The organism is Sinorhizobium medicae (assembly GCF_007827695.1).
Lineage (GTDB): Bacteria > Pseudomonadota > Alphaproteobacteria > Rhizobiales > Rhizobiaceae > Sinorhizobium > Sinorhizobium medicae.
The window spans coordinates 328,633-353,330 of the sequence record NZ_VITA01000001.1 but is presented as its reverse complement, the minus strand read 5'-3'; the positions used below and the strand labels follow the sequence as shown (position 1 = coordinate 353,330).

21 protein-coding genes and 1 pseudogene are annotated in these 24,698 nt (G+C 63.1%); 8 read left to right on the top strand and 14 right to left on the bottom strand.

Annotated features, from left to right (window positions below):
* Positions 1 to 43: 43 nt before the first annotated feature.
* Genes phnK through phnG form a run of 5 tightly spaced genes read right to left on the bottom strand, consistent with a single transcriptional unit; the run spans position 44 to position 3,905 of the window.
* On the bottom strand, positions 44 to 820 hold the full coding sequence (gene phnK, locus FB009_RS01835; RefSeq protein WP_011969858.1) for a phosphonate C-P lyase system protein PhnK: 777 nt from the start codon (positions 818 to 820) through the stop codon (positions 44 to 46).
* Positions 817 to 1,710, bottom strand: a complete 894-nt coding sequence (locus tag FB009_RS01830) for an alpha-D-ribose 1-methylphosphonate 5-phosphate C-P-lyase PhnJ (protein ID WP_011969859.1) — start codon at positions 1,708 to 1,710, stop codon at positions 817 to 819. Before FB009_RS01830 ends, phnK begins: the two co-directional genes overlap by 4 nt.
* Positions 1,707 to 2,813, bottom strand: a complete 1,107-nt coding sequence (locus FB009_RS01825; protein WP_018210008.1) for a carbon-phosphorus lyase complex subunit PhnI — start codon at positions 2,811 to 2,813, stop codon at positions 1,707 to 1,709. The genes FB009_RS01830 and FB009_RS01825 overlap by 4 nt, the downstream gene beginning before the upstream one ends.
* 4 nt (positions 2,814 to 2,817) lie before the next feature.
* A complete protein-coding gene (gene phnH, locus FB009_RS01820) occupies positions 2,818 to 3,420 on the bottom strand; it encodes a phosphonate C-P lyase system protein PhnH (protein ID WP_018210007.1) in 603 nt (200 codons plus the stop codon).
* Positions 3,420 to 3,905: a phosphonate C-P lyase system protein PhnG gene (gene phnG / locus FB009_RS01815; protein ID WP_018210006.1), complete on the bottom strand. Its 486-nt coding sequence runs from the start codon at positions 3,903 to 3,905 to the stop codon at positions 3,420 to 3,422. Before phnG ends, phnH begins: the two co-directional genes overlap by 1 nt.
* Positions 3,906 to 4,016: 111 nt before the next feature.
* Between phnG and phnF the strand changes: the two genes are divergently transcribed.
* A complete protein-coding gene (phnF, locus tag FB009_RS01810) occupies positions 4,017 to 4,751 on the top strand; it encodes a phosphonate metabolism transcriptional regulator PhnF (protein WP_024311161.1) in 735 nt (244 codons plus the stop codon).
* Positions 4,752 to 4,756: 5 nt separating this feature from the next.
* Here the strand turns inward: phnF and scpA are convergent, their stop codons facing one another.
* The 4 genes from scpA to FB009_RS32620 all read right to left on the bottom strand — a co-directional run bounded on the left by scpA (position 4,757) and on the right by FB009_RS32620 (position 10,769).
* Positions 4,757 to 6,895, bottom strand: coding sequence for a methylmalonyl-CoA mutase (gene scpA / locus FB009_RS01805; protein WP_018210004.1), 2,139 nt, complete (start codon positions 6,893 to 6,895; stop codon positions 4,757 to 4,759).
* A gap of 63 nt (positions 6,896 to 6,958) precedes the next feature.
* Positions 6,959 to 8,971 (bottom strand): acetyl-CoA carboxylase biotin carboxylase subunit, encoded by a 2,013-nt coding sequence (locus FB009_RS01800; protein WP_011969865.1) that lies wholly within the window; start codon positions 8,969 to 8,971, stop codon positions 6,959 to 6,961.
* 12 nt (positions 8,972 to 8,983) lie between these two features.
* Entirely contained in the window at positions 8,984 to 10,516 is a 1,533-nt protein-coding gene (locus FB009_RS01795) for an acyl-CoA carboxylase subunit beta (protein ID WP_018210003.1), read from the bottom strand.
* The gene (locus tag FB009_RS32620) at positions 10,500 to 10,769 is read right to left on the bottom strand and encodes a hypothetical protein (protein ID WP_186447659.1); all 270 of its coding nucleotides are present in this window, start codon (positions 10,767 to 10,769) and stop codon (positions 10,500 to 10,502) included. The genes FB009_RS01795 and FB009_RS32620 overlap by 17 nt, the downstream gene beginning before the upstream one ends.
* Here FB009_RS32620 and FB009_RS01790 point away from each other — a divergent pair.
* The 4 genes and pseudogenes from FB009_RS01790 to mmsB all read left to right on the top strand — a co-directional run bounded on the left by FB009_RS01790 (position 10,669) and on the right by mmsB (position 15,488).
* Positions 10,669 to 12,086: pseudogene (locus FB009_RS01790) on the top strand (helix-turn-helix domain-containing protein). The gene FB009_RS32620 and the pseudogene FB009_RS01790 sit on opposite strands and share 101 nt — an antisense overlap.
* 227 nt (positions 12,087 to 12,313) lie before the next feature.
* On the top strand, positions 12,314 to 13,456 hold the full coding sequence (locus FB009_RS01785) for an isobutyryl-CoA dehydrogenase (protein ID WP_024311162.1): 1,143 nt from the start codon (positions 12,314 to 12,316) through the stop codon (positions 13,454 to 13,456).
* Between the two features lie 12 nt (positions 13,457 to 13,468).
* Complete coding sequence (locus FB009_RS01780) at positions 13,469 to 14,539, top strand: enoyl-CoA hydratase/isomerase family protein (RefSeq protein WP_018012601.1); 1,071 nt, start codon at positions 13,469 to 13,471, stop codon at positions 14,537 to 14,539.
* Positions 14,540 to 14,591: 52 nt separating this feature from the next.
* Positions 14,592 to 15,488: a 3-hydroxyisobutyrate dehydrogenase gene (gene mmsB, locus FB009_RS01775; RefSeq protein WP_011969870.1), complete on the top strand. Its 897-nt coding sequence runs from the start codon at positions 14,592 to 14,594 to the stop codon at positions 15,486 to 15,488.
* A 21-nt stretch (positions 15,489 to 15,509) separates the two neighbouring features.
* Here the strand turns inward: mmsB and FB009_RS01770 are convergent, their stop codons facing one another.
* Both FB009_RS01770 and FB009_RS01765 read right to left on the bottom strand, forming a co-directional pair.
* The gene (locus tag FB009_RS01770; protein ID WP_018012602.1) at positions 15,510 to 16,259 is read right to left on the bottom strand and encodes an SDR family oxidoreductase; all 750 of its coding nucleotides are present in this window, start codon (positions 16,257 to 16,259) and stop codon (positions 15,510 to 15,512) included.
* A gap of 45 nt (positions 16,260 to 16,304) precedes the next feature.
* Positions 16,305 to 17,765, bottom strand: coding sequence for a mannitol dehydrogenase family protein (locus FB009_RS01765; RefSeq protein ID WP_018012603.1), 1,461 nt, complete (start codon positions 17,763 to 17,765; stop codon positions 16,305 to 16,307).
* A gap of 563 nt (positions 17,766 to 18,328) precedes the next feature.
* On the opposite strand from FB009_RS01765, the gene FB009_RS01760 reads away from it, so the two are divergent.
* Complete coding sequence (locus FB009_RS01760) at positions 18,329 to 19,393, top strand: glycosyltransferase family 2 protein (RefSeq protein ID WP_018209999.1); 1,065 nt, start codon at positions 18,329 to 18,331, stop codon at positions 19,391 to 19,393.
* A gap of 72 nt (positions 19,394 to 19,465) precedes the next feature.
* On the opposite strand, the gene FB009_RS01755 is transcribed toward FB009_RS01760, so the two are convergent.
* Positions 19,466 to 20,515, bottom strand: a complete 1,050-nt coding sequence (locus FB009_RS01755; RefSeq protein WP_018209998.1) for a LacI family DNA-binding transcriptional regulator — start codon at positions 20,513 to 20,515, stop codon at positions 19,466 to 19,468.
* 221 nt (positions 20,516 to 20,736) lie between these two features.
* Positions 20,737 to 21,762: a hydroxyacid dehydrogenase gene (locus FB009_RS01750; RefSeq protein WP_018209997.1), complete on the bottom strand. Its 1,026-nt coding sequence runs from the start codon at positions 21,760 to 21,762 to the stop codon at positions 20,737 to 20,739.
* Positions 21,763 to 22,091: 329 nt separating this feature from the next.
* Between FB009_RS01750 and FB009_RS01745 the strand changes: the two genes are divergently transcribed.
* Positions 22,092 to 22,766 carry an HAD family hydrolase gene (locus FB009_RS01745; protein ID WP_011969876.1) on the top strand — a complete coding sequence of 225 codons (675 nt, stop codon included), beginning with the start codon at positions 22,092 to 22,094 and terminating at the stop codon, positions 22,764 to 22,766.
* Between the two features lie 18 nt (positions 22,767 to 22,784).
* Here the strand turns inward: FB009_RS01745 and FB009_RS01740 are convergent, their stop codons facing one another.
* Positions 22,785 to 22,970, bottom strand: a complete 186-nt coding sequence (locus FB009_RS01740) for a DUF2735 domain-containing protein (protein WP_011969877.1) — start codon at positions 22,968 to 22,970, stop codon at positions 22,785 to 22,787.
* Between the two features lie 506 nt (positions 22,971 to 23,476).
* Here FB009_RS01740 and FB009_RS01735 point away from each other — a divergent pair.
* Complete coding sequence (locus tag FB009_RS01735) at positions 23,477 to 24,511, top strand: glutamine synthetase beta-grasp domain-containing protein (protein ID WP_011969878.1); 1,035 nt, start codon at positions 23,477 to 23,479, stop codon at positions 24,509 to 24,511.
* Positions 24,512 to 24,698 lie beyond the last annotated feature (187 nt).

The following is a 24,698-nucleotide window of genomic DNA, read 5'->3' as shown; positions in this document are numbered from 1 at the left end:
TGATCTTGACCGGAAACCAGGGTTCACTTTTCGCGATCATGCGTCAGACCTGCAAAATCGAGGAAACGAGGAGCTGCGTGTAGGGCTCTCGCGGATCGTCGAGCACCCGGTCGGTCAGACCCTGCTCGATGACGGCGCCGTCCTTCATCACCATCATCCGGTGCGAAAGGAGCCGCGCCACGGCGAGATCATGGGTGACGATCACCGCCGCCAGGCCGAGATCGTGGACGAGCCCGCGAACCAGGTCGAGCAGACGCGCCTGTACGGAGACGTCGAGACCGCCGGTCGGCTCGTCCATGAAGACGAGGCGGGGAGAGGTGACCAGATTACGGGCGATCTGCAGGCGCTGGCGCATGCCGCCGGAGAAGGCGCGCGGCTGGTCGTCGATCCGGTCCTCTTCGATTTCCACGCGCCTCAGCCAGTCGCCGGCCGCCGCGCGGATATTGCCGTAGTGTCGGTCGCCGACCGCCATCAGCCGCTCGCCGACATTGGCGCCGGCAGAAACCGTCATCCTCAAGCCATCGGCGGGGTTCTGGTGGACGAAACCCCAGTCGGTGCGCATGAGGAAGCGGCGCTCCGCCTCGCTCATGCGCGCGAGGTCCCGATACTGGCCATCGCGCATGTGGTACTCGACGACGCCGGAGGTGGGCATCAGCCGGGTCGAGAGGCAGGAAAGCAGGGTGGTCTTGCCGGAACCGGATTCTCCGACGATGGCGAGCACTTCGCCCGGATAAAGTTCGAAGGAGACGTTGCGGCAGCCGATGCGGCTTCCATAGAATTTCGAGACGTCACTGACTTTCAGAAGCGGCACGGCGCTCATTCTGCAGCCTCCTGACTTTCCTTGGCGGCGGGCGCAAGCATGGCACCGGCATGGCCGTGCGCGCGCCGGTCTTCGCAATGATCTGTATCGGAGCAGACGAACATTCGCCCGCCCTTGTCGTCGAGCACCACTTCGTCGAGATAGACGTTCTCGGCGCCGCAAAGGGCGCAGGGCCTGTCGAACTTCTGCACCTCGAAGGGGTGATCCTCGAAGTCGAGGCTGACGACTTCGGTGTAGGGTGGCACCGCATAGATGCGTTTCTCCCGGCCGGCGCCGAAGAGCTGGAGGGCTTCCGACATATGCATCTTCGGATTGTCGAATTTCGGCGTCGGCGACGGATCCATGACATAGCGGCCCTCGACCTTAACCGGATAGGCGTAGGTGGTGGCGATGTGGCCGTTTCGGGCGATGTCTTCATAGAGCTTCACATGCATCAGCCCGTATTCTTCGAGTGCATGCATCTTGCGCGTCTCGGTTTCGCGCGGTTCGAGGAAGCGAAGGGGTTCCGGGATAGGTACCTGGTAGACGAGTGTTTGACCCTCTCCCAGTTTCTCCTCGGGAATGCGGTGGCGCGTCTGAATGATGGTCGCATCCGCCGTCCTCGTGGTGACGGCGACATTGGCGACCTTCTGGAAAAAGGCACGGATCGAGACCGCATTGGTCGTGTCGTCCGCGCCCTGGTCGATGACCTTCAGCACGTCACTGGGCCCGAGGATCGAAGCGGTCACCTGCACGCCGCCCGTGCCCCAGCCATAGGGCATGGGCATTTCGCGCGAGGCGAAGGGCACCTGATACCCGGGGATTGCGATCGCCTTCAGGATCGCACGTCTGATCATGCGCTTCGTCTGCTCGTCCAGATAAGCGAAATTATAGTTGGCGAGGTCGTTCATTCGGCGGCCTCCTTCATGACGTTCTTGCCGCCGGGCTGGGCGGGTTCGTATTCCCGGCGCATGCGCCTGACCAGGTCGAGCTCGGCCTGGAAGTCGACGTAGTGCGGCAGCTTCAGATGCTCGACGAAGCCGGTCGCCTGGACGTTATCCGCATGCGAGATGACGAATTCCTGATCCTGGGCGGGAGCGACGATGTCCTCGTCGAATTCGTCTGTCCGGAGGGACCGGTCGACCAGCGACATGGACATCGCCTTGCGCTCGCTCTGGCCGAAGACGAGCCCGTAGCCGCGGGTGAACTGCGGCGGCTGTTTGGCCGAGCCCTTGAACTGGTTGACCATCTGGCATTCGGTGACCCGAACGGTTCCGAGCGATACGGCAAAGCCCAGCTCCGGCAGTTCCAGCTCGACCTCGACCTCGCCGATCCGGACTTCGCCGACGAAAGGATGCGTGCGGCCATAGCCGCGTTGAGTGGAGTAGGCGAGCGCCAGCAGGAAGCCCTCGTCACCGCGGGCGAGCGCCTGCAGGCGCAGATCGCGCGCCATCGGAAACTCCATCGGCTCGCGCGTGAGATCGCCCATCACGTGCCCTTCGGGCATCTGGCCGTCGCCCTCGATCAGGCCTTCGCCGTCTAGAATGTCGGAGACGCGCATGACATGTTCGCCGGGCTCTTTGAGTGCCGGCTCATCGACCGCGTCTTCGCCGATCAGCGATGGGTCCAGAAGACGGTGCGTATAATCGAAGGTCGGGCCGAGAAGCTGGCCTCCGGGCAGGTCCTTGTAGGTTGCCGAGACGCGTCGCTCGACCTTCATCCTGGCTGTATCGACCGGTTCGGAATAGCCGAAGCGGGGCAGGGTGGTGCGGTAGGCGCGCAGAATGAAGATCGCTTCGATCATGTCGCCGCGTGCCTGCCGCACGGCAAGCGCCGCAAGCGCGCGGTCGTAGAGCGAGGCCTCCGCCATAACGCGGTCCACGGCGAGGCCGAGCTGCTCGACGACCTGCTCGATGGTTATCGAGGGCAGCGACCGGTCGCCGCGCCGGCGGTCGGCGAGCAGGCGGTGAGCATTGGCAATGGCGGCTTCCCCGCCCTTGACGGCTACATACATGCGCTTACTCCCGCTCGAGTTTCGTGGTGCGCGGCAGGCAGAGCACGGTCTCACCTGACGTCACTACGAGATCTATGCCGCGCGGAAAGATCGCCCGGTTGGCCGTCCAGAGATCAAGGAACACGTCGGGCAAGCCCTTCGGTGCGATGACGATCCCGTTCTTGATTCCCGGTCCCCTGCCGATGAGCGGCTGTCCGCCTTCGAGCGCTTCCACCTCGACGACAAGGGTGGTGGAACGGTCGGGATATTCCTGCGAGCCGAGGCCGAACTGGTCGAAGCCAGGCACGGCAGCGCCCTTCTCGAAGAAGGCGAAGCGGGCCTCGTTCTTCGTGTCGGTCACCGCGGCGCCGGTGTGGAAGGCGATCCACTTCGGCGCTGCGGATTTGGAGAGCGCCGGCGATAGCCAGACCGGGGTGTCATGGTCGCAGAGTGTCAGCGCGACGGCTCCGCTGGCCTCTCCGAGAGGCGGGGGCGGGGAGGCCGCTGTGGAGAGGCGGCCGATGGTGCCCGGGCGTGCGAAGCAGTCCATGAGAGTCCGGAACACGGCCTGGGCTTCGAAGACCGGTTCGGCGAAGGCGCCGCCATAGATTTGCGATTGGGTGCTCATCAATCTTCTCCGCGGACCATGGTGAAGAAATCGACACGGGTCGCGGCCGTTTCCTCGGCCTTGCGACGGTCTTCCGCATCCAGGCGTGCAGCAATCTTCTCGTGGAGCGCCTCGACGCCGGCGCGATATGCGTCGTTCTGGAAGAGAGCGTCGAAAATTGCCGCAAAACGGGCGCGTTCCTTGTCGGTTCCGAGCAACTGTCCGTGGCCGACTTCGCCGGTGGCGAGCCGGACGGTGGCGCGGGAAACGGTGGCCTCGCCGAGATTGAAGGGAGCGCCGCCACCGCCCATCCGTCCGCGCACCATCACGAGCCCCGTCTCGGGACCACGCACCGGCGCGACCTCCGGTTTCGAGCCGATTGCCCCCCAGGCAGCGGAAAGCTCACCGAGCGTCGCCCGCGCCAGAAGCCGCATACTCTCGCGGCGCCGGGCGATGATCTGCGCGTCCTCGCCCGTCCTCGCTGCTTCAGTCGTGACTGCTTCCATCTTCGCACTCCAAAATGTCTATTGATCTAGACAACTATACATCTTATAGCTTTCCATAGCGTTCGCAAATGACAGGCTTGTGACATTTGCGCAGAAACCGGGGCGAAGACGATCGTGATGAAGACTGTTGAAAGACAGACGGGGGTGGCGCTGTGGCGCCAGATCGCCGACCGAATCCGGCTGGCGATAAGCAATGGCGACTATGAGGCGACGGGCATGGTTCCGCCGGAGACGACCCTTGCCGCCCAATTCGGCGTCAACCGGCACACTGTGCGCAGCGCGCTTGCCGCACTCTCCGAAGAGGGGCTGGTGCGCGCCGTGCAGGGCCGCGGTACGATGATAGAGCGCAAGGAGCGCGTCAGCTATCCGATCTCCAGGCGAACCCGCTTCTCCCAGGGGCTCGGCCGGCAGGTCAGGGAGATCGGAACGGAACTCCTTGAACACATGCAGGTGCCGGCGAGCGGCGACATTGCCGAAGCACTCGGCCTTGCCGCCGGCGCCCCTCTCATTGAACTCAGTACCGTCAGCAGTGGTGACGGCCGACCGCTCTCCACGGCTGTCAGCTATTACCCTGCCGAGCGCTTCCCTGATATGGCGGAGGAGTATGCGCGGCTAGGTTCCGTGACCAAGGCCTTTGCCGCGCATGGCCTCGCAGATTATGTCCGCGTCTCGACCGAGATCGTGGCGCGTCATGCAGATGCGCAGGAACTCGTTCTGCTGAAGCTTTCGCCCGGCGCGATCGTCATGGAGGCGCAATCCGTCAATGCGGATCTCTCGGGCCGGCCCGTTGAATACGCGCGCACGCGCTTCGCCGCCGACCGGATGAAGCTCAAGATTGAGACCTGAACGGATTACAGGTTTCGCCGCTTGCCTTCGATCAGATCCAGAATAGCGCGCGCGGCGTCGAGCACGTGGGTGCCGGGGCCGAAGACCGCTGAAACGCCGTTTTCCATAAGATACGCGTAATCCTGCCGGGGAATGACGCCGCCGCAGACCAGGATGATGTCCTCGCGGCCGCGCTCCTTCAGTGCCTCGGCGAGTTGCGGCATCAGCGTCTTGTGGCCCGCGGCAAGCGATGAAACCCCGAGAACGGTGACCTCCTCGGCGAGCGCCAGTTCGGCCGCCTCCTCCGGCGTCTGGAACAGCGGGCCTGCGACGACGTCGAAACCGATGTCACCAAAGGCGGAGGCGATCACCTTGGCCCCGCGGTCATGCCCGTCCTGCCCGAGCTTGGCGACCATGATTTTGGGCTTGTGCCCCAGCCGCTTCGTCACCTCGCCGAGCCGCCCGGCCAGCACGCCGAGCTCGGGGTCGCCCTCGAAGGCCCGGCCGTAAATATCGGTGACGACTTCCGGGACGGCGGTGTAATCGCCGAAAGCCTCGCGCATGGCGTCGGTGATTTCGCCGACGGTGGCGCGTGCCCGCGCAGCCTCGACCGCGGCGGCAAGCAGATTGCCCTTGCCGCTGCGCGCCACATCGGCCAGCGCGTTTAGCGCTTCCTTCATCTTCTGTGAGTTGCGGCGGCGCCTGATCTCCTCGATCCGCTTGATCTGTGCCGTCCGGACTGCGGCGTTGTCGATCTCGAGAATGTCGATCGGCTGCTCGTTCTCGAGCCGGTACCTGTTAACCCCGACGATGACCTCCTCGCCGCGGTCGACGGCCGCCTGACGCCGGGTCGCTGCCTCCTCGATCAGCCGCTTCGGCAGGCCGGCATTGACCGCTTTCGTCATGCCGCCCAATGCCTCCACCTCCTCGATGAGCGCCCAGGCTTTTTCAGCAAGTTCGTTGGTCAGGCTCTCGACGTAATAGGAGCCGGCAAGCGGATCGACGACCCTGGTCACTCCGGTTTCGTGCTGCAGGATGAGCTGCGTGTTGCGCGCGATGCGGGCGGAGAAATCCGTGGGAAGTGCCATCGCTTCGTCGAAGGAATTGGTGTGAAGCGATTGCGTACCGCCGAGCACTGCCGACATCGCTTCGAAAGCGGTGCGGATGATGTTGTTGTAAGGATCCTGTTCCTGGAGCGATACGCCCGACGTCTGGCAGTGCGTCCGCAGCATCAGCGAAGACGCCTTCTCGGGTTTGAACTCCTTCATGATCCGTGTCCAGAGGAGCCGAGCGGCGCGCAGCTTCGCCGCCTCCATGAAGAAGTTCATGCCGATCGCGAAAAAGAAGGAGAGCCGGCCGGCAAAATCGTCGACATTGAGGCCCTTGGCGAGCGCCGCGCGCACATATTCGCGCCCGTCGGCAAGAGTAAAGGCTAGCTCCTGCACGAGCGTCGCCCCGGCCTCCTGCATGTGATAGCCGGAGATCGAGATCGAATTGAACTTCGGCATCTCCTTGGCCGTGTATTCGATGATGTCGGCGACGATCCGCATCGAGGGTTCCGGCGGATAGATATAGGTGTTGCGGACCATGAACTCTTTGAGAATGTCGTTCTGGATCGTCCCGGAGAGCTTGTCGCGGCTGACACCCTGTTCCTCGCCGGCGACGATGAAGGAGGCGAGGATCGGGATCACGGCGCCATTCATGGTCATCGAGACGGAGATCCTGTCGAGCGGGATCCCGTCGAACAGGATCTTCATGTCTTCCACCGAGTCGATCGCGACACCCGCCTTGCCGACGTCGCCCTCGACGCGGGGATGGTCGCTGTCGTAGCCGCGGTGCGTGGCGAGGTCGAAGGCGACGGAGACACCCTGTTGTCCGGCAGCAAGGTTGCGGCGGTAGAAGGCGTTCGAGGCTTCAGCCGTCGAGAAACCGGCATATTGCCGGATCGTCCAGGGCCGGCCGGCATACATTGTGGCGCGCGGACCGCGCAGGAAAGGTTCGAAACCGGGGAGCGAGTTGAGATCGCCCATGCCTGAGGTGTCATCGCTCGTATAGAGGGGCTTGACGTCGATACCCTCAGGCGTGTGCCAGGTGAGGCTCTCGGGGCCGGCCTTGAGTTCTTTCTCGGCGAGGGCTTCCCAATCCTTGATGGTTTTATCGGGCATTGGCTTGCTCCATCGAAGCGTAGTCGGCAGCGGTAAGAGACACCCACGTCGGCACCGCTTCCATCACTCGAACTCCATGATCAACTCGTCCACGGCCAGGCTCGCCCCGGCTTCGATCGCCACGCGCTTCACGATCGAGCGTCTTTCCGCCCTCAATATATTCTCCATCTTCATTGCCTCGACGACGGCGATCGCCTGTCCGGCCTCCACTGTCTCCCCGGCCTTCACCGTGATCGACGTCACCACCCCCGGCATCGGGCAGAGCAGCATCTTCGACGTGTCCGGCGGCAGCTTCTTCGGCATCAGCCGGGCGAGTTCGGCAATGTGTGGGCTTCTGACCCGTGCAACGACGTCGATCCCGCGCCAGCGCAGCCTTATTCCGGTGCCGGCAAGCTCGACCTTCACGCTCATCGGCTGATTTTCTATGTTGAAAGCGGCACGGGTGCGACCGGGGGTCCAGTCAGTTGCGACGGAGACAGATGTCCCGTCGGCAAAGCGTACATAGGTGCCGTCGGCGGAAGCTTCGCATGTGACCTGAATTTCGTGCCCGTCGAGGCTTGCCACCCATTCGTGACCGATGACCCGGCGATGGTTGCCGATGGTGCCCGAGATGCGGCTGGCGCGCTCCTGCAGCGTCTGATTGACGCTCACCGCGATGGCGGCGAGTTTGCGCGCCGCTGTGTCGTCCGGCACCACGCCCTGAAAACCGCCGGCAAACTCCTCGGCGATATAGGCCGTGGTCAGCCGTCCCTCGCGGAAACGATCCTGCTGCATGACGGCTGCAAGGAAGGGCAGGTTGTGGCCGACGCCTTCGATCTCGAACGCGTCGAGCGCATCCGCCATCGCCCGGACGGCGGTCGCCCGGTCCGGACCCCAGGTGCAAAGCTTGGCGATCATCGGATCGTAATACATCGAGATCTCGCCGCCTTCCAAGACGCCGGTATCGTTGCGAATGACGGTACCGTCCGCCCGCGGGCCTTCCTCCGGCGGGCGGTAGCGGCTCAGCCGGCCGATCGAAGGAAGAAAATTGCGGTAGGGGTCTTCCGCATAGAGCCGGCTTTCGATCGCCCATCCGTCGAGCTTCACATCCTTCTGTGCAAAGGCGAGTTTCTCCCCCGCCGCGACGCGGATCATCTGCTCGACGAGATCGAGGCCGGTGACGAGTTCCGTCACCGGATGCTCGACCTGCAGCCGGGTATTCATCTCGAGAAAATAGAAGTTTCCGCGGGCGTCGACGATGAACTCGACCGTGCCGGCCGAAAAATAGGCGACGGCCTTTGCCAGCGCCACCGCCTGCTCGCCCATGGCGCGGCGCGTCTTCTCGTCGAGGAAGGGCGAGGGCGCCTCCTCGATAACCTTCTGGTTCCGCCGCTGGATCGAGCATTCGCGCTCGCCCAGATAGACGATGTTGCCATGCTTGTCGCCGAGCACCTGGATCTCGATGTGGCGGGGCTCGGTCACGAATTTCTCGATGAAGATGCGGTCGTCGCCGAAGGAACTCTTCGCCTCGTTCTTCGATGACTGAAAGCCCTCGCGTGCCTCGTCCTCGGTCCAGGCGATCCGCATGCCCTTGCCGCCGCCGCCGGCAGACGCCTTTATCATCACCGGAAAGCCGATCGAAGCGGCGATGCGTGCGGCCTCGTCCGCATCCCCGATCAGCCCCATATGGCCGGGAACGGTGGAAACGCCTGCTTCGGCGGCAAGCTTCTTCGAGGTGATCTTGTCGCCCATCGCTTCGATGGCCCTGACTGGCGGACCGATGAAGGTTACGCCCTCTTTCTCCAGAGCCTCGGCGAAGGCGGAATTTTCAGAAAGGAAGCCGTAGCCAGGATGCACCGCATCGGCGCCGGTCTTGCGGATTGCCTCAAGAATCCTGTCTATGACGATATAGGACTGGTTTGAGGGTGAGGGGCCGATAGGAACGGCCTCGTCCGCCATGCGCACATGCATCGCGTCGCGGTCCGCATCCGAGTAGACGGCGACGGTCGGGATGTCGAGAGACTTCGCTGTGCGGATGACGCGGCAGGCGATTTCACCACGATTGGCAATGAGGATTTTCTTGAACATGTTTTCCATGGGGTTCTCCCGTCAAAGCGGGATCGTGTCGTGCTTGCGCCACCGGGTCTCCAGTTGCTTGCTGCGCAGAGACGCGAAGGCACGGGCAATGCGACGGCGGGAGGAATGCGGCATGATCACCTCGTCGATGAAGCCGCGCTCCGCGGCAACGAAGGGATTGGCGAAGCGCTCCTCGTATTCCTTCGTCCGCGCGGCGATCTTCTCCTTGTCGCCGAGCTCGGACCGGTAGAGGATTTCGGTCGCGCCCTTGGCTCCCATCACGGCGATCTCGGCCGTCGGCCAGGCGTAATTCACATCGGCGCCGATGTGTTTGGACGCCATGACGTCATAGGCGCCGCCATAGGCCTTGCGGGTGATCAGGGTCACCATGGGGACCGTCGCCTGACTGTAGGCGAAAAGCAGCTTGGCGCCGTGCTTGATGACGCCGCCATATTCCTGGGCGGTGCCGGGAAGGAAGCCGGGCACATCGACAAGCGTCAGGATCGGGATGGAGAACGCGTCGCAGAAGCGGACGAAGCGTGCGGCCTTGCGCGAGGAGTCGATATCGAGGCAGCCGGCGAGCACCAACGGCTGGTTGGCCACGACGCCGACCGTCTGGCCCTCGATGCGGATGAAGCCCGTTATGATGTTCCGGGCGAAGCTTGCCTGCAGTTCGAAGAAGTCGCCCTCGTCGGCAATGGCGATGATCAGTTCCTTCATGTCGTAGGGCTTGGCGGCACTGTCCGGGATCAGGCTGTCGAGCCGCATCTCGATGCGCCCCGGATCGTCATGGAAGGGCCGGACCGGAGGCTTCTCGCGATTGTTGAGCGGCAGGAAGTCTAACAGCAGCCGGACGTGCTCGAGCGCCTCTATGTCGTTTTCATAGGCACCGTCGGCGACGGAGGATTTCGTCGTATGCGTGCGGGCACCGCCGAGTTCCTCCGCGGTGACGATCTCATTGGTGACCGTCTTCACGACGTCCGGCCCGGTCACGAACATGTAGGAACTGTCGCGCACCATGAAGATGAAATCCGTCATCGCCGGCGAATAGACGGCTCCGCCAGCACAGGGGCCCATGATCACCGAGATTTGCGGAATGACGCCCGAGACCTCTGCATTGCGGCGGAAGACCTCGGCATAGCCGGCAAGCGACGAAACGCCTTCCTGGATGCGGGCGCCGCCGGAATCGTTGAGGCCGATGACCGGCGCACCGTTCCTTGCAGCCATATCCATGATCTTGCAGATCTTCTGCGCATGCGTCTCCGAAAGCGAGCCCCCGAGGACGGTGAAGTCCTGGCTGAAGACATAGACCTGTCGGCCGTTGATCGTGCCCCAGCCGGTGACGACGCCGTCGCCGGCGATCTTCTGGCTACCCATGTCGAAATCGACGCAACGATGCGTCACATACATGTCGTATTCTTCGAAGGAGCCCTCGTCGAGAAGCACGTCGATGCGCTCGCGTGCCGTCAGCTTGCCTTTGCCGTGCTGCGCGGCGATGCGACGTTCGCCGCCGCCGACCCTTGCCTCGGCCCGCCGGGCTTCCACCTGTTCAAGTATCGCGCGCATCGCGCTCCTCCCTGTCTTGCCGATAGTGCAGAGGCTTTCCGGCCTTCGCAATAGCGCCGAAGGCCTGATGGAAAAACGTCCGATGATGTGCAAATGTGAAACATAGAATGTTGCGAAGCGCAAATTGCAAAATTGCGAACACGAGTTGAATCATGGCGATTGGCAAGCTGTATATCGGCCGCAAGGTCAGGGATCTGAGGGATGGCAAGCGGCTGACGCAGGCGCAGTTCGCCGAGCGGATCGGCATATCCACGAGCTATCTCAATCAGATCGAGAACAACCAGCGTCCGGTGTCGGCGTCGGTGCTGCTGGCGCTCGCCGAAAAATTCCAGATCGATATCGCCGAACTTTCCTCGGGCGAGAGCGACCGGCTTCTCTCAGCGCTATCGGAGGCGCTGAGCGATCCCCTGTTCGAGACCTATTCGCCGAGCCTGCAGGAGCTGAAGCTCGTTGTCCAGAATGCGCCGGGTCTTGCCCATGCGCTGATCTCCTGCCACCAGGCCTATCGGCGAACAGCGAGCAGCTCGCCAGCATCGACGATACGATCGGCCGCGGCGCTTCTTTCGTCGAGACGACGCCTTATGAAGAGGTTCGGGACTTCTTCCACTTCGTCGACAATTACATCCACGAAATCGATACGCTTGCCGAGACTTTGGCCGACGAGCTGGGCCTTGGCGATGGCGACAACCATGCGGCCCTTGCGGCCTATCTCGAAGAGCGCCACGGGATACGTGTCGTGCGCGGGGCAGCCGGCGACGAGGCGATCCGCCGTTTCGATCCGCGCGCCCGCGTGCTCACGCTCAATCCTTACGCCCCGGCGGCGACACGCGACTTTCAGCTGGCATTGCAGATCGCCCAGACACGCGCCCGCGAGGAGATCGATCGGGTGGCGGGGAGCGCCGGCTTCCGCACCGAGGAGGCCTATGAGATCTGTCGAATCGGGCTGCAGAACTATTTTGCCGGTGCGCTGATCCTGCCCTATCAGCCGTTCCTCAAGGCCGCGCGCGAATTGCGTCACGACGTGGAACTCCTTGCAGCCCGCTTCGGTGCCTCGCTGGAGCAGGTTTGTCACCGGCTTTCGACGCTGCAGCGGCCCGGGCAGAAGGGCATCCCCATCTTTTTCGCGCGGATCGACCGCGCCGGCAACATCACCAAGCGCCACAGCGCCGCCAAGCTGCAATTCGCCCGTTTCGGCGCGGCCTGTCCGTTATGGAACGTGCACCAGGCCTTCGAGACGCCCGGCCGCATCATCCGCCAGCTCGCGGAGACGCCGGACGGCGTGCGTTATCTCTGTCTCGCGACCCAGATCACCAAGGGCGGCGGCGGCTACCGCGCCGCCCATCCCCGTTATGCCTTGGCGCTCGGCTGTGAAATCTCCTACGCCGATGCCTTCGTCTATGCGGACGACATGGACCTCGGCAACCGCGCCGCCTACGATCCGATCGGTATTTCCTGTCGCATCTGCGAGCGCACGAGATGCGCGAGCCGCGCGGTGCCGCCGCTCAAGCGCAAGCTGATCGTCGACCATGACATGCGCGGCGCTCTGCCGTATCGTCTGAGTGAGAGCTGACCTCCCTCTCTGTTCGTTTTTGAACAGATGCTGTGAGAATTTACGCCTGTGCCTGTACGGCGTTTGTTGTAACTAGAGCGGGATAAGGAAAAGTGGGTGCGGTTTTCCGCCCGCATCCCGCTCTAATTTATTGGAATCGATCGCGATCTTTTTAGGGTCGACACGACCTAAAAACATCGTGATCGAGGCGCTACACCATCACTATGCGGGTCAGGGAGGACATGCATATGGATTTTCGCCTGTCGGAGGAGCAGGAGGCCATCCGCACGATGGCGTTCGATTTTGCGCGGGACGAGATCGCGCCCCACGCCGTCGACTGGGACCAGCAGAAGCACTTTCCTGTGGAGACCTTGCGCGCGGCGGCCGCGCTGGGGATGGCCGGCATCTATGTGCGCGACGATGTCGGCGGAACGGGTCTTACCCGTCTCGACGCGGCCATGATCATCGAGGCGCTCGCGACCGGCTGCCCCGCGATCGCCTCCTTCGTTTCGATCCACAATATGTGCGCCGGCATGATCGACCGCTACGGCACGGACGAGCAGCGCCAGCGCCTGCTTCCGCCGCTTCTCACCATGGACGTCCTGGCGAGTTATTGCCTGACGGAGCCCGGGTCCGGCTCGGACGCGGCCGCGCTCAAGACAAAGGCGGTGCGCGAGGGTGAGGCCTATCTGCTTACCGGCCAGAAACAGTTCATTTCCGGCGCAGGAGTGTCCGGGCTCTATATCGTCATGGCGCGCACTGGCGAGGAGGGGCCGAAGGGTATCTCCGCCTTCGTCGTCGAGAAGGACGCTCCGGGGCTGACCTTCGGCGCCAATGAGAAGAAGATGGGCTGGCATGCCCAGCCGACGCGGGCGGTGATGCTCGACAGTGTTCGCGTTCCCGTCGAGAATCGCCTGGGGGCCGAGGGCGAGGGCTTCAGGATCGCCATGGCCGGCCTCGACGGCGGAAGGCTCAACATCGCCGCCGCCTCGCTCGGCGGCGCGCAATCCGCTTTCCACAAGGCGCTCGCCTACGTCCAGGGGCGCCGCGCATTCGGCAAGGCGATCGGCGAATTCCAGGCGTTGCAGTTCCGCCTTGCCGACATGGCTACGGATCTGGAAATCGCCCGGACATTCCTCTGGCGGGCGGCCTCCGCCCTCGATGCGGCGGACCCGGAGGCCACGAAGCTTTGCGCCATGGCCAAACGTTTTGTCACGGATCGCTGCTTTGCTGTCGCCAATGACGCACTGCAATTGCATGGCGGCTACGGCTATCTCGCCGACTACGGCGTCGAGAAGATCGTCAGGGATCTGCGGGTGCACCAGATACTCGAAGGCACAAACGAAATCATGCGGCTGATCGTGTCGAGGGCGATCACGGGACGGAAATAGGAAGGATTTTCGATGGAGATGCAGGCAACGTTTCCGGAGGTCATCGTCGAGCGCCAGGGCGCTATCGGCAGACTGCGGCTCAACCGTCCGCGGGCACTGAACAGCCTCAATCGCACGATGATCCGCGCGATCGCTGCGGCGCTGACAGAATTCGAGCGTGATCCGGCGATTGCCGCAGTGCTTGTCACCGGAGAAGGTGAAAGGGGCCTCTGCGCCGGCGGCGACATCCGCATGATCTACGAAAGCGGCCGCGAACGGCCTGAGGAAGGTGCGCAGTTCTGGCGCGAGGAGTTCATCGTCAACAGCCGAATTTCCGCCTATTCCAAGCCCTATGTCGCGATCATGGACGGCATCGTCATGGGCGGCGGCGTCGGCGTTTCCTCCCATGGCAGCCACCGCATCGTGACCGAGAGAACGCGGTTCGCCATGCCGGAAACGGGGATCGGCTATTTCACCGATGTCGGCGCGACCTGGCTCCTGCCGCGCGCGCCGGGCGAATTCGGTACCTATCTCGGCCTCACCGGCCGGGATATCGGGGCGGCGGCGGTCATCCATGCGCGGCTTGGCGACAGCTTCGTGCCCTCGGAGAGGATTGATGAACTCGTCGCCATTCTCGCCTCGCTGCCCGCTTCGGCCAAGGCCGAGGATGTTTCGGCGGCGATCCGCACCGTCTCGGCCCAGGCGCCGGCTTCGGCGCTGCTCGATCATCAGCCCGTCATCGACCGCTGCTTCGCTTCCGATACGGTTGAGGAAATCCTCGGCGCGCTGGAAAATGAGGGCACGGACTTTTCGCGCGAGACGCTGGACTTGCTGAAAACCCGATCGGCGATCAGCCTCAAGCTGACGCTCGCTTTGCTGCGGGCCGGGCGCGCCAGCGCCAGCCTGGACGAATGCCTGGAGCGGGAATATGCCGCGACCCTCGGTATGCTTTCCAATCCGGATTTCTACGAGGGTGTCAGGGCAGCAGTGATCGACAAGGATCGCAATCCCAAATGGTCCGTCGGGCTTTCGCAGGTGACCCCGGCGGTGCTCGACCGCTTCCAGAGGAACGAAGGCGCCCCGCTTTTTGCCGGGCAGGCGTAGGCGGCGACGCATCGATCATATCAGGCAGACACAAGTTGAAGAGGAGAGGCCTATGACGAAGATCGCCTTTATCGGACTTGGCAATATGGGCGGGCCGATGGCTGCCAATCTGGTGAAGGCGGGCCACGCGGTCACCGGCTTCGACCTTTTGGAAGCCTCGCGCAACGCCGCCGCCAAGAGCGGGGTTTCGGTGGCGGGTTCGATCGCCCAGGCCGTGCGCGAGATGGAGTGCGTCATCACCATGCTGCCGGCGAGCGCGCATGTTCTTTACGTCTGGGACGAGCTGCTCGGCTTCGTCGACCCCGGCACCCTTCTGATCGACAGTTCGACCATCGATGTCGAGAGTGCGCGCAAGGTGCATGGGCTTGCCGAAAAGGCCAATTGCCCCTCGCTCGACGCACCTGTTTCCGGCGGCACCGCCGGGGCGGCGGGCGCTACATTGACGTTCATGGTCGGGGGGAGCGACGGCGCTTTCTCGCGCGGCAAGCACCTGCTCGAAGCAATGGGCAAGAAGATCGTCCATTGCGGCGATGCCGGTGCCGGCCAGGCTGCGAAGATCTGCAACAACATGATCCTCGGCGTCTCCATGGCGGCGGTCTGCGAAGCCTTCGTGCTTGCCGAGCGGCTCGGCCTATCGCATCAGGCGCTCTTCGACGTGGCCTCGACCTCGTCCGGCCAGTGCTGGTCGCTGACGACCTACTGCCCGGTGCCGGGGCCGGTTCCGACATCGCCGGCCAACAGCGGCTACAAGCCCGGTTTCGCCGCAAGCCTGATGCTGAAGGACCTGAAACTCTCACAGCAGGCCGCCAGCGCCAGCGGTGCGGCGACCCCCATGGGCGCGCAGGCGATGCAGCTCTACAGCCTCTTCGAGAAGCTCGGCCACGGGTCAGAGGATTTCTCGGCGCTGATCCATCTGCTCAGGGGGAACGAGGAAGGGAAGGCCGAGTAGACCACCCACCGCGTTACCCGCTCACATCTGTACCGTCATCCCGCCGTCGACTGTGAGCGTGATGCCGTTGACGAAACTCGCAGCGGGCGAGGCAAGGAACACGGCGGCAGGCGCGATCTCTTCCGGCCGACCCCACCGCTTCAGCGGAATGCGCATGTCGACGAAAGCCGTGAGTGCCGGGTCGGCTGCGAGATGCGCGTTGGTTTCGGTTGCGAACCAGCCAGGCGCGATCGCGTTGACGGTGAGATTGTCGGCTCCGAGCTCGACAGCAAGTGAGCGAGTTAGCGCCGAGAGGCCGCCCTTCGCCGCCGTATAGGCGGGATCACCGGCCCGCGCCGCGAAGGCGGCAATCGAGGTCACGAATATCAGTCGTCCGGCGGCCGAACGCCGGAGATGCGGCAGCGCGGCCCTTGCCATGGCATAGGCCGCGGTAAGGTCGGTGTTCAATAGCGCCGCGAATTCGTGCGGCTCCATCGCTTCCGTGCCACGGCGGTCGCGTTCCCCGACCGCATGAAGCAGAATGTCGAGCCCGCCTGTCTTCTCGACCGCTGCGGCAACAATCGCATCTGCATCGCGGGTTATGTCGCCGGGTGCGATGCCGGTCTCGATGCCATCGCGTGCCAGCCGCGCGCGCGCCTCTTCAAGGTTTTGGCGATTGCGGCCGTTGATCACGGTCCAGGCGCCGGCCCTGGCAAGCGCCTTGGCAATCTCAAGGCCGAGCCCACGTCCGCCGCCGGTAACCAGAGCAGTTTTGCCGTTGAGGTCGAACATCGGTTTCCCTCGTCGCTTAGTGGACCACCGGCTGCAAGGCGGGTTTCAGGCGTAGCTTCTGAGCGTTGCCGCAGATCCATGCTGCAGGAGACCCGCCAGCGCCTTGATGAGCGCGGAGCGGAAGGGAGCGCTGGCCGGAAGATCCGTGCCGAAGACGTCCGCCATCGTCAAAAGGGCATCGACGATGCGATCCGGCTCGTCAAGTCCCCGGGCGAGTTCGGCGATGCGGCCTGCATGCGGATCGCGAACGTCGATGGTCCCGTCCGCCTCGTCCAGGCCCCGCGCATATCGCATCCAGGCAGCGACTCCCAGCGCCAGCCGGTCATAGCCGGCCCCTGCCTGCAACCGGTCGCGGATCGTGCCGAGAAGGCGCTGCGGCAACTTCTGCGAGCCGTCCATGGCGATCTGCCAGGTGCGGTGACGAAGCGCCGGATTGCGAAAGCGCAGGAGCAGTTCGGACCGGTAGGCCGGAAGGTCGAAACCCGGCAGTTCCGGAAGCGTGGGGCTGACCTCTTCACGCATCAATCCTTCGATCAATGCTTGCATGCCCGGGAGGGCCATCGCATCCGCCACCGTCTCGGCGCCTGCGAGATAGCCGAGATAGGCGAGCGTCGAATGGCTTCCGTTCAGAAGCCGGAGCTTCATGAACTCAAAGGCGGAGACGTCATCGACGAAGAGCGCGCCGGCCTTTTCCCAGGCAGGACGGCCGAGCGGGAAATCGTCCTCTATCACCCATTGCCGGAAGGGTTCGGTCATGATCGGCCAGGCATCTTCAAGACCCAGAGCCTCGGCGACCGCGCTCCGGTCGGCATCCGTCGTTGCCGGAACGATGCGGTCGACCATCGTCGATGGCGAGGCCACATTGCGGACCAAGGCGGCGAGGGCCGGATCGCGCAACTCCGCGAACTGCTCGACGATACGTTTCAGGACGTTGCCGTTGCCGGGAAGATTGTCGCAGGACAGCAGCGCGAACGGCGCGATACCGGCGCGGACGCGGCGCGAAATCGCCTCGACAATGAAACCGATTGCCGAGCGCGGGCACGCCGGATTGGCGAGATCGTGGGCGATATCCGGGTGGTTTTCGTCGAGCGTCCCGGTCGCGGGATTATGGCAATAGCCCTTCTCGGTGATTGTCAACGACACGATGCGCGTGGCCGGATCGGCCATGCGGCGAAGGACGGCCTCCGGGTCTTCCGGCGCGCATAAGAGCTCGACGACGCTGCCGATCACGCTGAAGTCGGTCCCCGCGCCGTCCTTTACGGCGAGCGTATAAAGCCCGTCCTGCGGCCGAAGAGCATCGCGCGTGTCCGGGCTGCGCAGCGATACGCCGCAGATGCCCCAGGAGGGGTCTTCTGCAAGCAGGGCATCGGTCAAGGCGGCCTGATGCGCGCGATGAAAGGCGCCGATGCCGAGATGGACGATGCCGACGGCAACAGCTCCGAGGTCGTATGCGGGGCTTTTGACGGAGGCGGGCAGGCGGTCGAGCGTCTCTTGCGAAAGGCGCATCAGAAGGCCCGCCCTTTTTCGGTATCCGCTTGTTCAATTTCTGCAGACGGCGCCGTCTTTGCGCCACGCGCTGTGGCAGTCTGCGCCATGGTAACCACCCTCACTTGGTTGCGGTGTTTGGCATTCACGCGGCTTCCTCCCTGCGTCGATCGGCTGCAAAACTGGTATACCAGCCGCCAGAGGCGCGTCAACCGAGGTCGCCCTGCCGCCTACCCGGGCATCGCCTATTGCATGTTCCTTTAATCGGATCCGATTGAAGGACAAAAACATGCAGCAGATCAAAGTGCTACAGCGACCATTGTGCGTCTGATAAGACACACGGCGCTGTAGGTCATCGGCACGGCAAGGCTGCAGACCGGCGTCACGCCGCTGCGGCGGTCACTCAAATGCCATAAAACTGGGGAGGCTCACGAGGGATCGAGCACGATCTTCGCCGCCCGCCCTGGCGCCAACTGCGCCGATTGTTCTTTGCCGCGGTAGTCTGCGCTTGGGGCGGGCATCATCCCAAGGACCTGCATGAGAAGGTTCGCCGCGACCAAAGCCGAACAGCGAGGTTCACCGCGATGCATTCCATCCGAGACCGTCTTCCCGTCTCCATCATCATAGCGAATTACAATTATGCCCGGTTTCTAAACCGTGCGATCGACAGCGCGCTCAGTCAGAACCATGCGAATGTCGAGGTCATCGTCGTCGACGACGCGTCGACCGACGGGTCCGCAGATGTAATCTCATCCTACGGAGCGCGGATCAAAGCCTGTCTGAGGAAGGCGAATGGCGGTCACGCGGCCGCGTTCAACACCGGCTTCGCCGAAAGTCGAGGGGAGATCGTTTTTTTTCTCGACGCCGACGACTTCCTCTATCCGACGGCGGTATCCGAACTGCTGGCGCGCTGGGATGACGACACGGCCCAAATGCAGTTCCGGCTGCACCTGGTAGACGAGGGGCAGCGCGTGAAGGACATCTTCCCGCCGCTCGAGGTTCCGTTCGACTCCGGTGACGTCACGCCGCAACTGGCGCGCCGCGCCCGTTATCAGACGACGGTCACCAGCGGATTGGCTTTCGCGCGCAAGGCCTTGGATGTCATAATGCCTGTTCCGGAAGTCGAGTTCCGGCAGGGCGCCGACGGCTACCTCGTCACGCTTGCACCGCTTTACGGAAAGGTGACGTCGCTCGATGCCTGCCTCGGTGCCTATCGGATACATGGGGGCAATCATTCGGTCTTTGCCGAGAAACTCGGACAGAGGGCGCGCTGGCGGGTGGAACATGATTTTCACCGGCTGCAGGCGCTTACGGAACAGGCCTCCCAAGTCGGATTGTCGATTTCGCCGAAGGCGAACCTGCGCGACCCGGTGCATCTGGAGGAGCGCATCGCGTCGCTCTGCGTGGACAGCGGGCGCCACCCGGTGGCCGCGGATTCGAGGCTCGGCCTCGCCGCCGCCGGTGCGGTCGCCAGTATGCGTATGAATGTCTCGCTGCGCCGCCGTGCGATGCTGGCAGCCTGGTTCGTCTCCGTTGGGCTTCTGCCGCCGCGCATGGCGCAGGCGGTACTTTCGTGGAAGCTCGTCTCATCTTCACGGCCGGCTTTCCTCATGCGGCTGTCGAGAACCATACGCCACGCCATGGGCTAGAGGTGGGTTCTCCTCGGGGAGCGGTCAGCCCGCGCGGTCGCGCACTCACATGTGTGACGTTTTCGTGTCCGCTCAGACTTCAGAGCGCGAGCGTGGCCTCGATTTTCGCCGGATGCGGCGGGTCGACTCCCTTGCGCGCAAGGTGCAGGCGATCCGCCTGTGGACGGGGGGCACGTCCATCTTTTTCATGCGCCGCTGGAGCAGCTCCCAGCACGCATGGCCGAGCTCGTCCAACGGCTGCTCGATCGTGCTGACATAGGGGCGCAGGACGGTCATCCAGTCGGAGTCGTCGAAGCCGAGCAAAGACACGTCTTGCGGGAATGCGAGGTCCAGCGCCCTGATCGCCTTTGCGGCGCCCAAGGTCGCGACATAGGCCGACGCGAAGACCGCAGTCGGCCGGCCGGCCCTTCGGAGTTCCTGCTCGATGGCGCTGCGGCAGCTCTCGATGCTCAGGCCTCCATAGACCACATTCGCATCGGAGACGCCCGCGTCCTGCATCGCCTTACGGTAGCCGGAAACGCGCTCCTCCATGTTGGCGAGCCCCGGCGCGGTCGCGAGAAAGGTGATGCGCTTGTGACCGAGCTCGATCAGGTGCCGGGCTCCCATCAGTGTCGCCTGTTCGTTGTCGGCCGAGACCGTGTCGAAGCCTTCGACCGCAAAGGCACGGTCGACCAGCACCGTAGGAATGCCGCTGATGGCGGAGTGCGGCGAGGTCTCGATGGAGTCCCTGCTTGGCGATATGATCAATCCGTCGACCTGTCGTGAAACAAGTGCGCGAATACGTTCTCGTTCCTCCGCTGCCTCCTCGTAGCTGCTCATGAGCAGGATCTGAAAGCCGGATTTGGCAGCCTTGAGTTCCAGTTCGCGGACAAGCCCTGAAAAAAACGGGTTGGTCATGTCCGGCACGACGATGCCGATGGATTTTGTCCGGCCGAAACGCAGGCTCGAAGCCAGATGATTCGGCCGGTAGTCGAGTTGAGCAATGGCGTCGAGGACGGCCTTGCGCAGGGGTTCGGCCACGAGTTTCTTGCCCGTGAGCACATTGGAAACCGTCCCGGGCGCCACGCCGGCAAGCGCCGCCACCTCCCGGATCGTTGCAGCCTTGTTTGCGCCGCCAACCATTTGCAGAACTCGTTACATGCATCGAAACGCCCGATCATATCGATCCCGGCGCCGGCTTCAACGATCTCCTCACCGGCGTGACGGACCAGGCGATCTACAGCGCCGTGCGTCTTATCAGACGCACAAAGGTCGCTGTAGCACTTTGATCTGCTGCATGGTTTGTCCTTCAATCGGATCCGATCAAAGGAAACATGCAGTAGGGAGACCGCGGCAGGGGCTTATCAGGACACCGTGACCGGTTTCGATCTCAGCCGGCGCACTGTGGCCGGGTCGGCCCTTCGGCATAGCTGCGGTGGCAGGCCCCTCATGATGAGTTCCGCATCGGCGACCGCCATCGAGCCGAGAGCATAAAACGCGTCGCGCGTGCCGCCGGTCCGGTGAGCGGACAGAAGCAGACCGGGGGTCGTGCGCACCGGGTCATCCGGTGCGACGGGCTCTTCGGGGAAAACGTCGGTGGCCACGCGGATGTGCCCGGAACCGGCGGCCTCGAGCATCGCCGGAAAATCGACGACTGCCGCGCGGCTCATGAGCAGGAAGGCGGCGCCTTTGCGCATCAGGGAAAATTCGCGCGCCCCGATGAACCCTTCATTCTCACTGGTAACGCTCGCAAAGACGAACACGACCTGACTCTCGGACAGGAGTTCGTCGAGACTGGACGGAACGCAGTCCGCGCGCTGGACGATCTCTTCCGGAAGCCACGGATCGAAAACGCGAACATGATTGCGGAACGGGCGGATGAGCTCGCGCAGCTGTTGCCCGAGATCACCGAAGCCGATGATGCCGACCGGAGCGCCGGCGAACCGAAAGGTCTCCTCATTGCCAGCAAGGCCGTACTGCTCGGCGCCGACACGGAAGTCGCGATCTGCCTTTGTAATCCCTCGGGCGAGGTCCAGAGCCATTGCCAGCGAAGCCTCGGCTACAGGCGAGGCGAAGGCGGATGCCGGGGTGATCACCCAGATGCCACGCTCTACGCAGGTTTGATAGTCGATGTTCGGAAGGAAGTTGCTTTCGACATTGATGATTGCCTTAAGTTTTCGTGCCCGGTCCAGACGTTCCTTCGGCATGTCTGTCTGGCCAAAGATCAGCACGGCATCAGGGAGAAGCGCGTCCACCTGCTCGGCCGACATGGGCCGGTCCTCGGAGATGACGACCTCACCAAGCCGATGCAGCCTCGCCTTTACGCTCGGGTCCATGATGAGGTCCACTGTCCGCGGCAGCGGATCGACAAGGATAACGTCGCGACTCATAAGCTCCTCCTAATCCCTATCCCTGCAAAATCAACTAATGGGAAAAACGTTTTTCTGCAATACGGATCTGTTTGCTGCATTCAGAGAGCCGGCGACAGCCACCCAGCCCGCAGAAGCGCTTCGGGCCTCGATGGTTCGGCGAGAGCTCCCTGCCAGCGGGTTCGAGTTCTTTTGGGGACTGCGCTGACACGGCCTCCATTACATCCGGCAAGAAGTGCCGGAAGGCTGTTCCGTGGCAGAACCTGTCCTATATTCACTGACGACCACCTTCATCGAGCAGAGCCGCGCATCCGGCGCGAAGGCCGTTGCGATAAACCGGGAGAAAGAGCATGCGCATTGAACCCGTCTTTCTGTTCGATCTGGACGGCACACTCGTCGACAGCGTCTACCAGCACGTGCTTGCCTGGAAAGAGGCCTTGGACGCCGAAGGGATCGACCTCTCGGTTTGGCGCATTCATCGTAAGATCGGCATGAGCGGCGGGCTCTTCGCCGACCAGCTCCTGCGAGAAACGAATATGGAAATCAGCGCGGAACGGGTAGGTCGCTTGCGTCAGTACCACGCCGCCGCCTACAAGCGGCAAGCCGACAGCATCCGGCCGCTGCCAGGCGCGCGTGAACTCCTGACATGGCTTACCGATGCGAAGATCTCCTATGCGATCGCCACGAGCGGGCGGATGGAGACGGCGGCCGTCAATCTGGCCGCGCTTGGTATCGATCCGGCGGTCGTGCCGGTCGTCACCCGGGATCTGGTCAAATATGCCAAGCCTGATCCGGACCTCTTTCTCGCTGCCGCCGAGCAACTCGGCGCACCGATCGAGACGGCGGTCGTCGTCGGGGACAGTATCTGGGACATGCTGGCTGCGGTACGCTGCCGCGCCCTGGCCATCGGGTTGCTGAGCGGAGGCTACGGACATGAGGAATTGCGGCACGCCGGCGCCTACCGCATTTTCGAAGACCCGGCCGACATGCTGCATCACATAGACGAGGTTGGCGGGCGGAGGTGAATTACGGGCGCTGCCGGCTCAGTGCTTCGTTTCGTCGACCAGGGCTTCTTCGTGATACCAGCAGCCGTCAACGGCAGCGCACACGTCTGACGGTGCGACGTCCGGCTTGCGCTGGGCTTCGGAACGCCGCTCTTCGGCCTTCCGCGAAACGGAAGCCGGAAACTTCAGGATCGTAGCAGACTTGCCGTAAAGACTTGTGGCCATGCTCTGGTCTCCCGTGAGTTCTGCGAGAAACATAGTGCAACCGGACATAAATTGCACATGTTTTACGCCAGTTGCTGAAAAATCGTTCAACCCGCTGCCGGAATCACGGGCATGGCCTTCGGCTGCCACCAGCGTGGTGCCTCCGGGTGCTGATTTTTAGGCAGCGGCGCTCGAGCGGCGGCTTTTCAGGCGAACGACTTCCTGCCCATCACGGCAATTTCCTCGGCGGGGCCGGGGTAAACGCCGCGAGACTACCAATAAAATCAACGGCGTGGGCTCTGCTGAGAACGCGACAAAGCACGCGAGCGCCATCGTTGCGCATCACATGCTGCGCGGTACTTTCCTTCACAAGGCGCTACGCCAGCTGGAAAGTGGAGACGCCCCAAAGCGAGTTGGCACGTTTGATGCTTAAGGCAAATGGATCCCTGGCGGCCAGACGCATTTGGCGCCGAAGCCGTGTCAGGATTTGCCGAACCTCGCAGTACCCACGTTAGAGAGATTGACTGATGACCAAGTATAAGCTCGAGTACATCTGGCTTGATGGCTACACGCCCGTACCAAATCTCCGCGGAAAAACGCAGATCAAGGAATTCGACGCGTTTCCGACGCTCGAGCAGCTTCCGCTCTGGGGCTTTGACGGCAGCTCTACGCTGCAGGCCGAGGGCCGCAGCTCCGATTGTGTGCTGAAGCCGGTTGCCGTCTATCCCGATCCGGTCCGCACGAATGGCGCATTGGTCATGTGCGAGGTGATGATGCCGGACGGCAAGACACCGCATGCGTCGAATACCCGGGCAACGGTCCTCGATGACGAAGGCGCCTGGTTCGGCTTCGAGCAGGAATATTTCTTCTACAAGAACGGCCGCCCACTGGGCTTCCCGGAGCAGGGCTATCCGGCGCCGCAGGGCCCATACTATACCGGCGTCGGCTACAAGAATGTCGGCGACGTCGCGCGCCAGATCGTTGAAGAGCATCTCGACATCTGCCTTGCTGCGGGCATCAACCACGAAGGCATCAACGCCGAAGTGGCCAAGGGGCAATGGGAGTTCCAGATCTTTGGCAAGGGTTCCAAAAAAGCTGCCGACGAGGTCTGGCTGGCGCGCTATCTCCTGCTGCGCCTGACGGAAAAATACGGCATCGACGTCGAATTCCACTGCAAGCCGCTCGGCGACACGGACTGGAACGGCTCGGGCATGCACGCGAACTTCTCGACGGCCTATCTGCGTGAAGTCGGCGGCCAGGACTATTTCGAAGCGCTGATGGCAGCCTTCGAGAAGAACCTGCACGACCACATCAACGTCTATGGCCCTGATAACCATTTGCGCCTGACTGGCAAGCACGAGACGGCGCCGTGGGATAAGTTCAGCTACGGCGTGGCAGATCGCGGCGCCTCTATCCGCGTGCCCCATAGTTTCGTCAACAATGGCTATCGCGGCTATCTCGAAGATCGCCGCCCGAACTCCCAGGGCGACCCCTACCAGATCGCTTCTATCATCCTGAAGACGATCTCGAGCGTGCCGACGGCGGTCGCCAAGGTCGCTTGATCTCTCTCCCGACTTTTTATGGCGCCGGCTCGATTGCCGGCGCCATTTTTTATTGTCCGATGCCACATCCTTGCTCGCCGGCTTTCTGCTGGGGCACCTCGGCCGGCAGTTCTCGGGGTTCCCCTCAAATTCCGTGGATTGTGCAATTGCCGGTGTGTTGTAACTTACCGTGTACGACTCTGGAGTG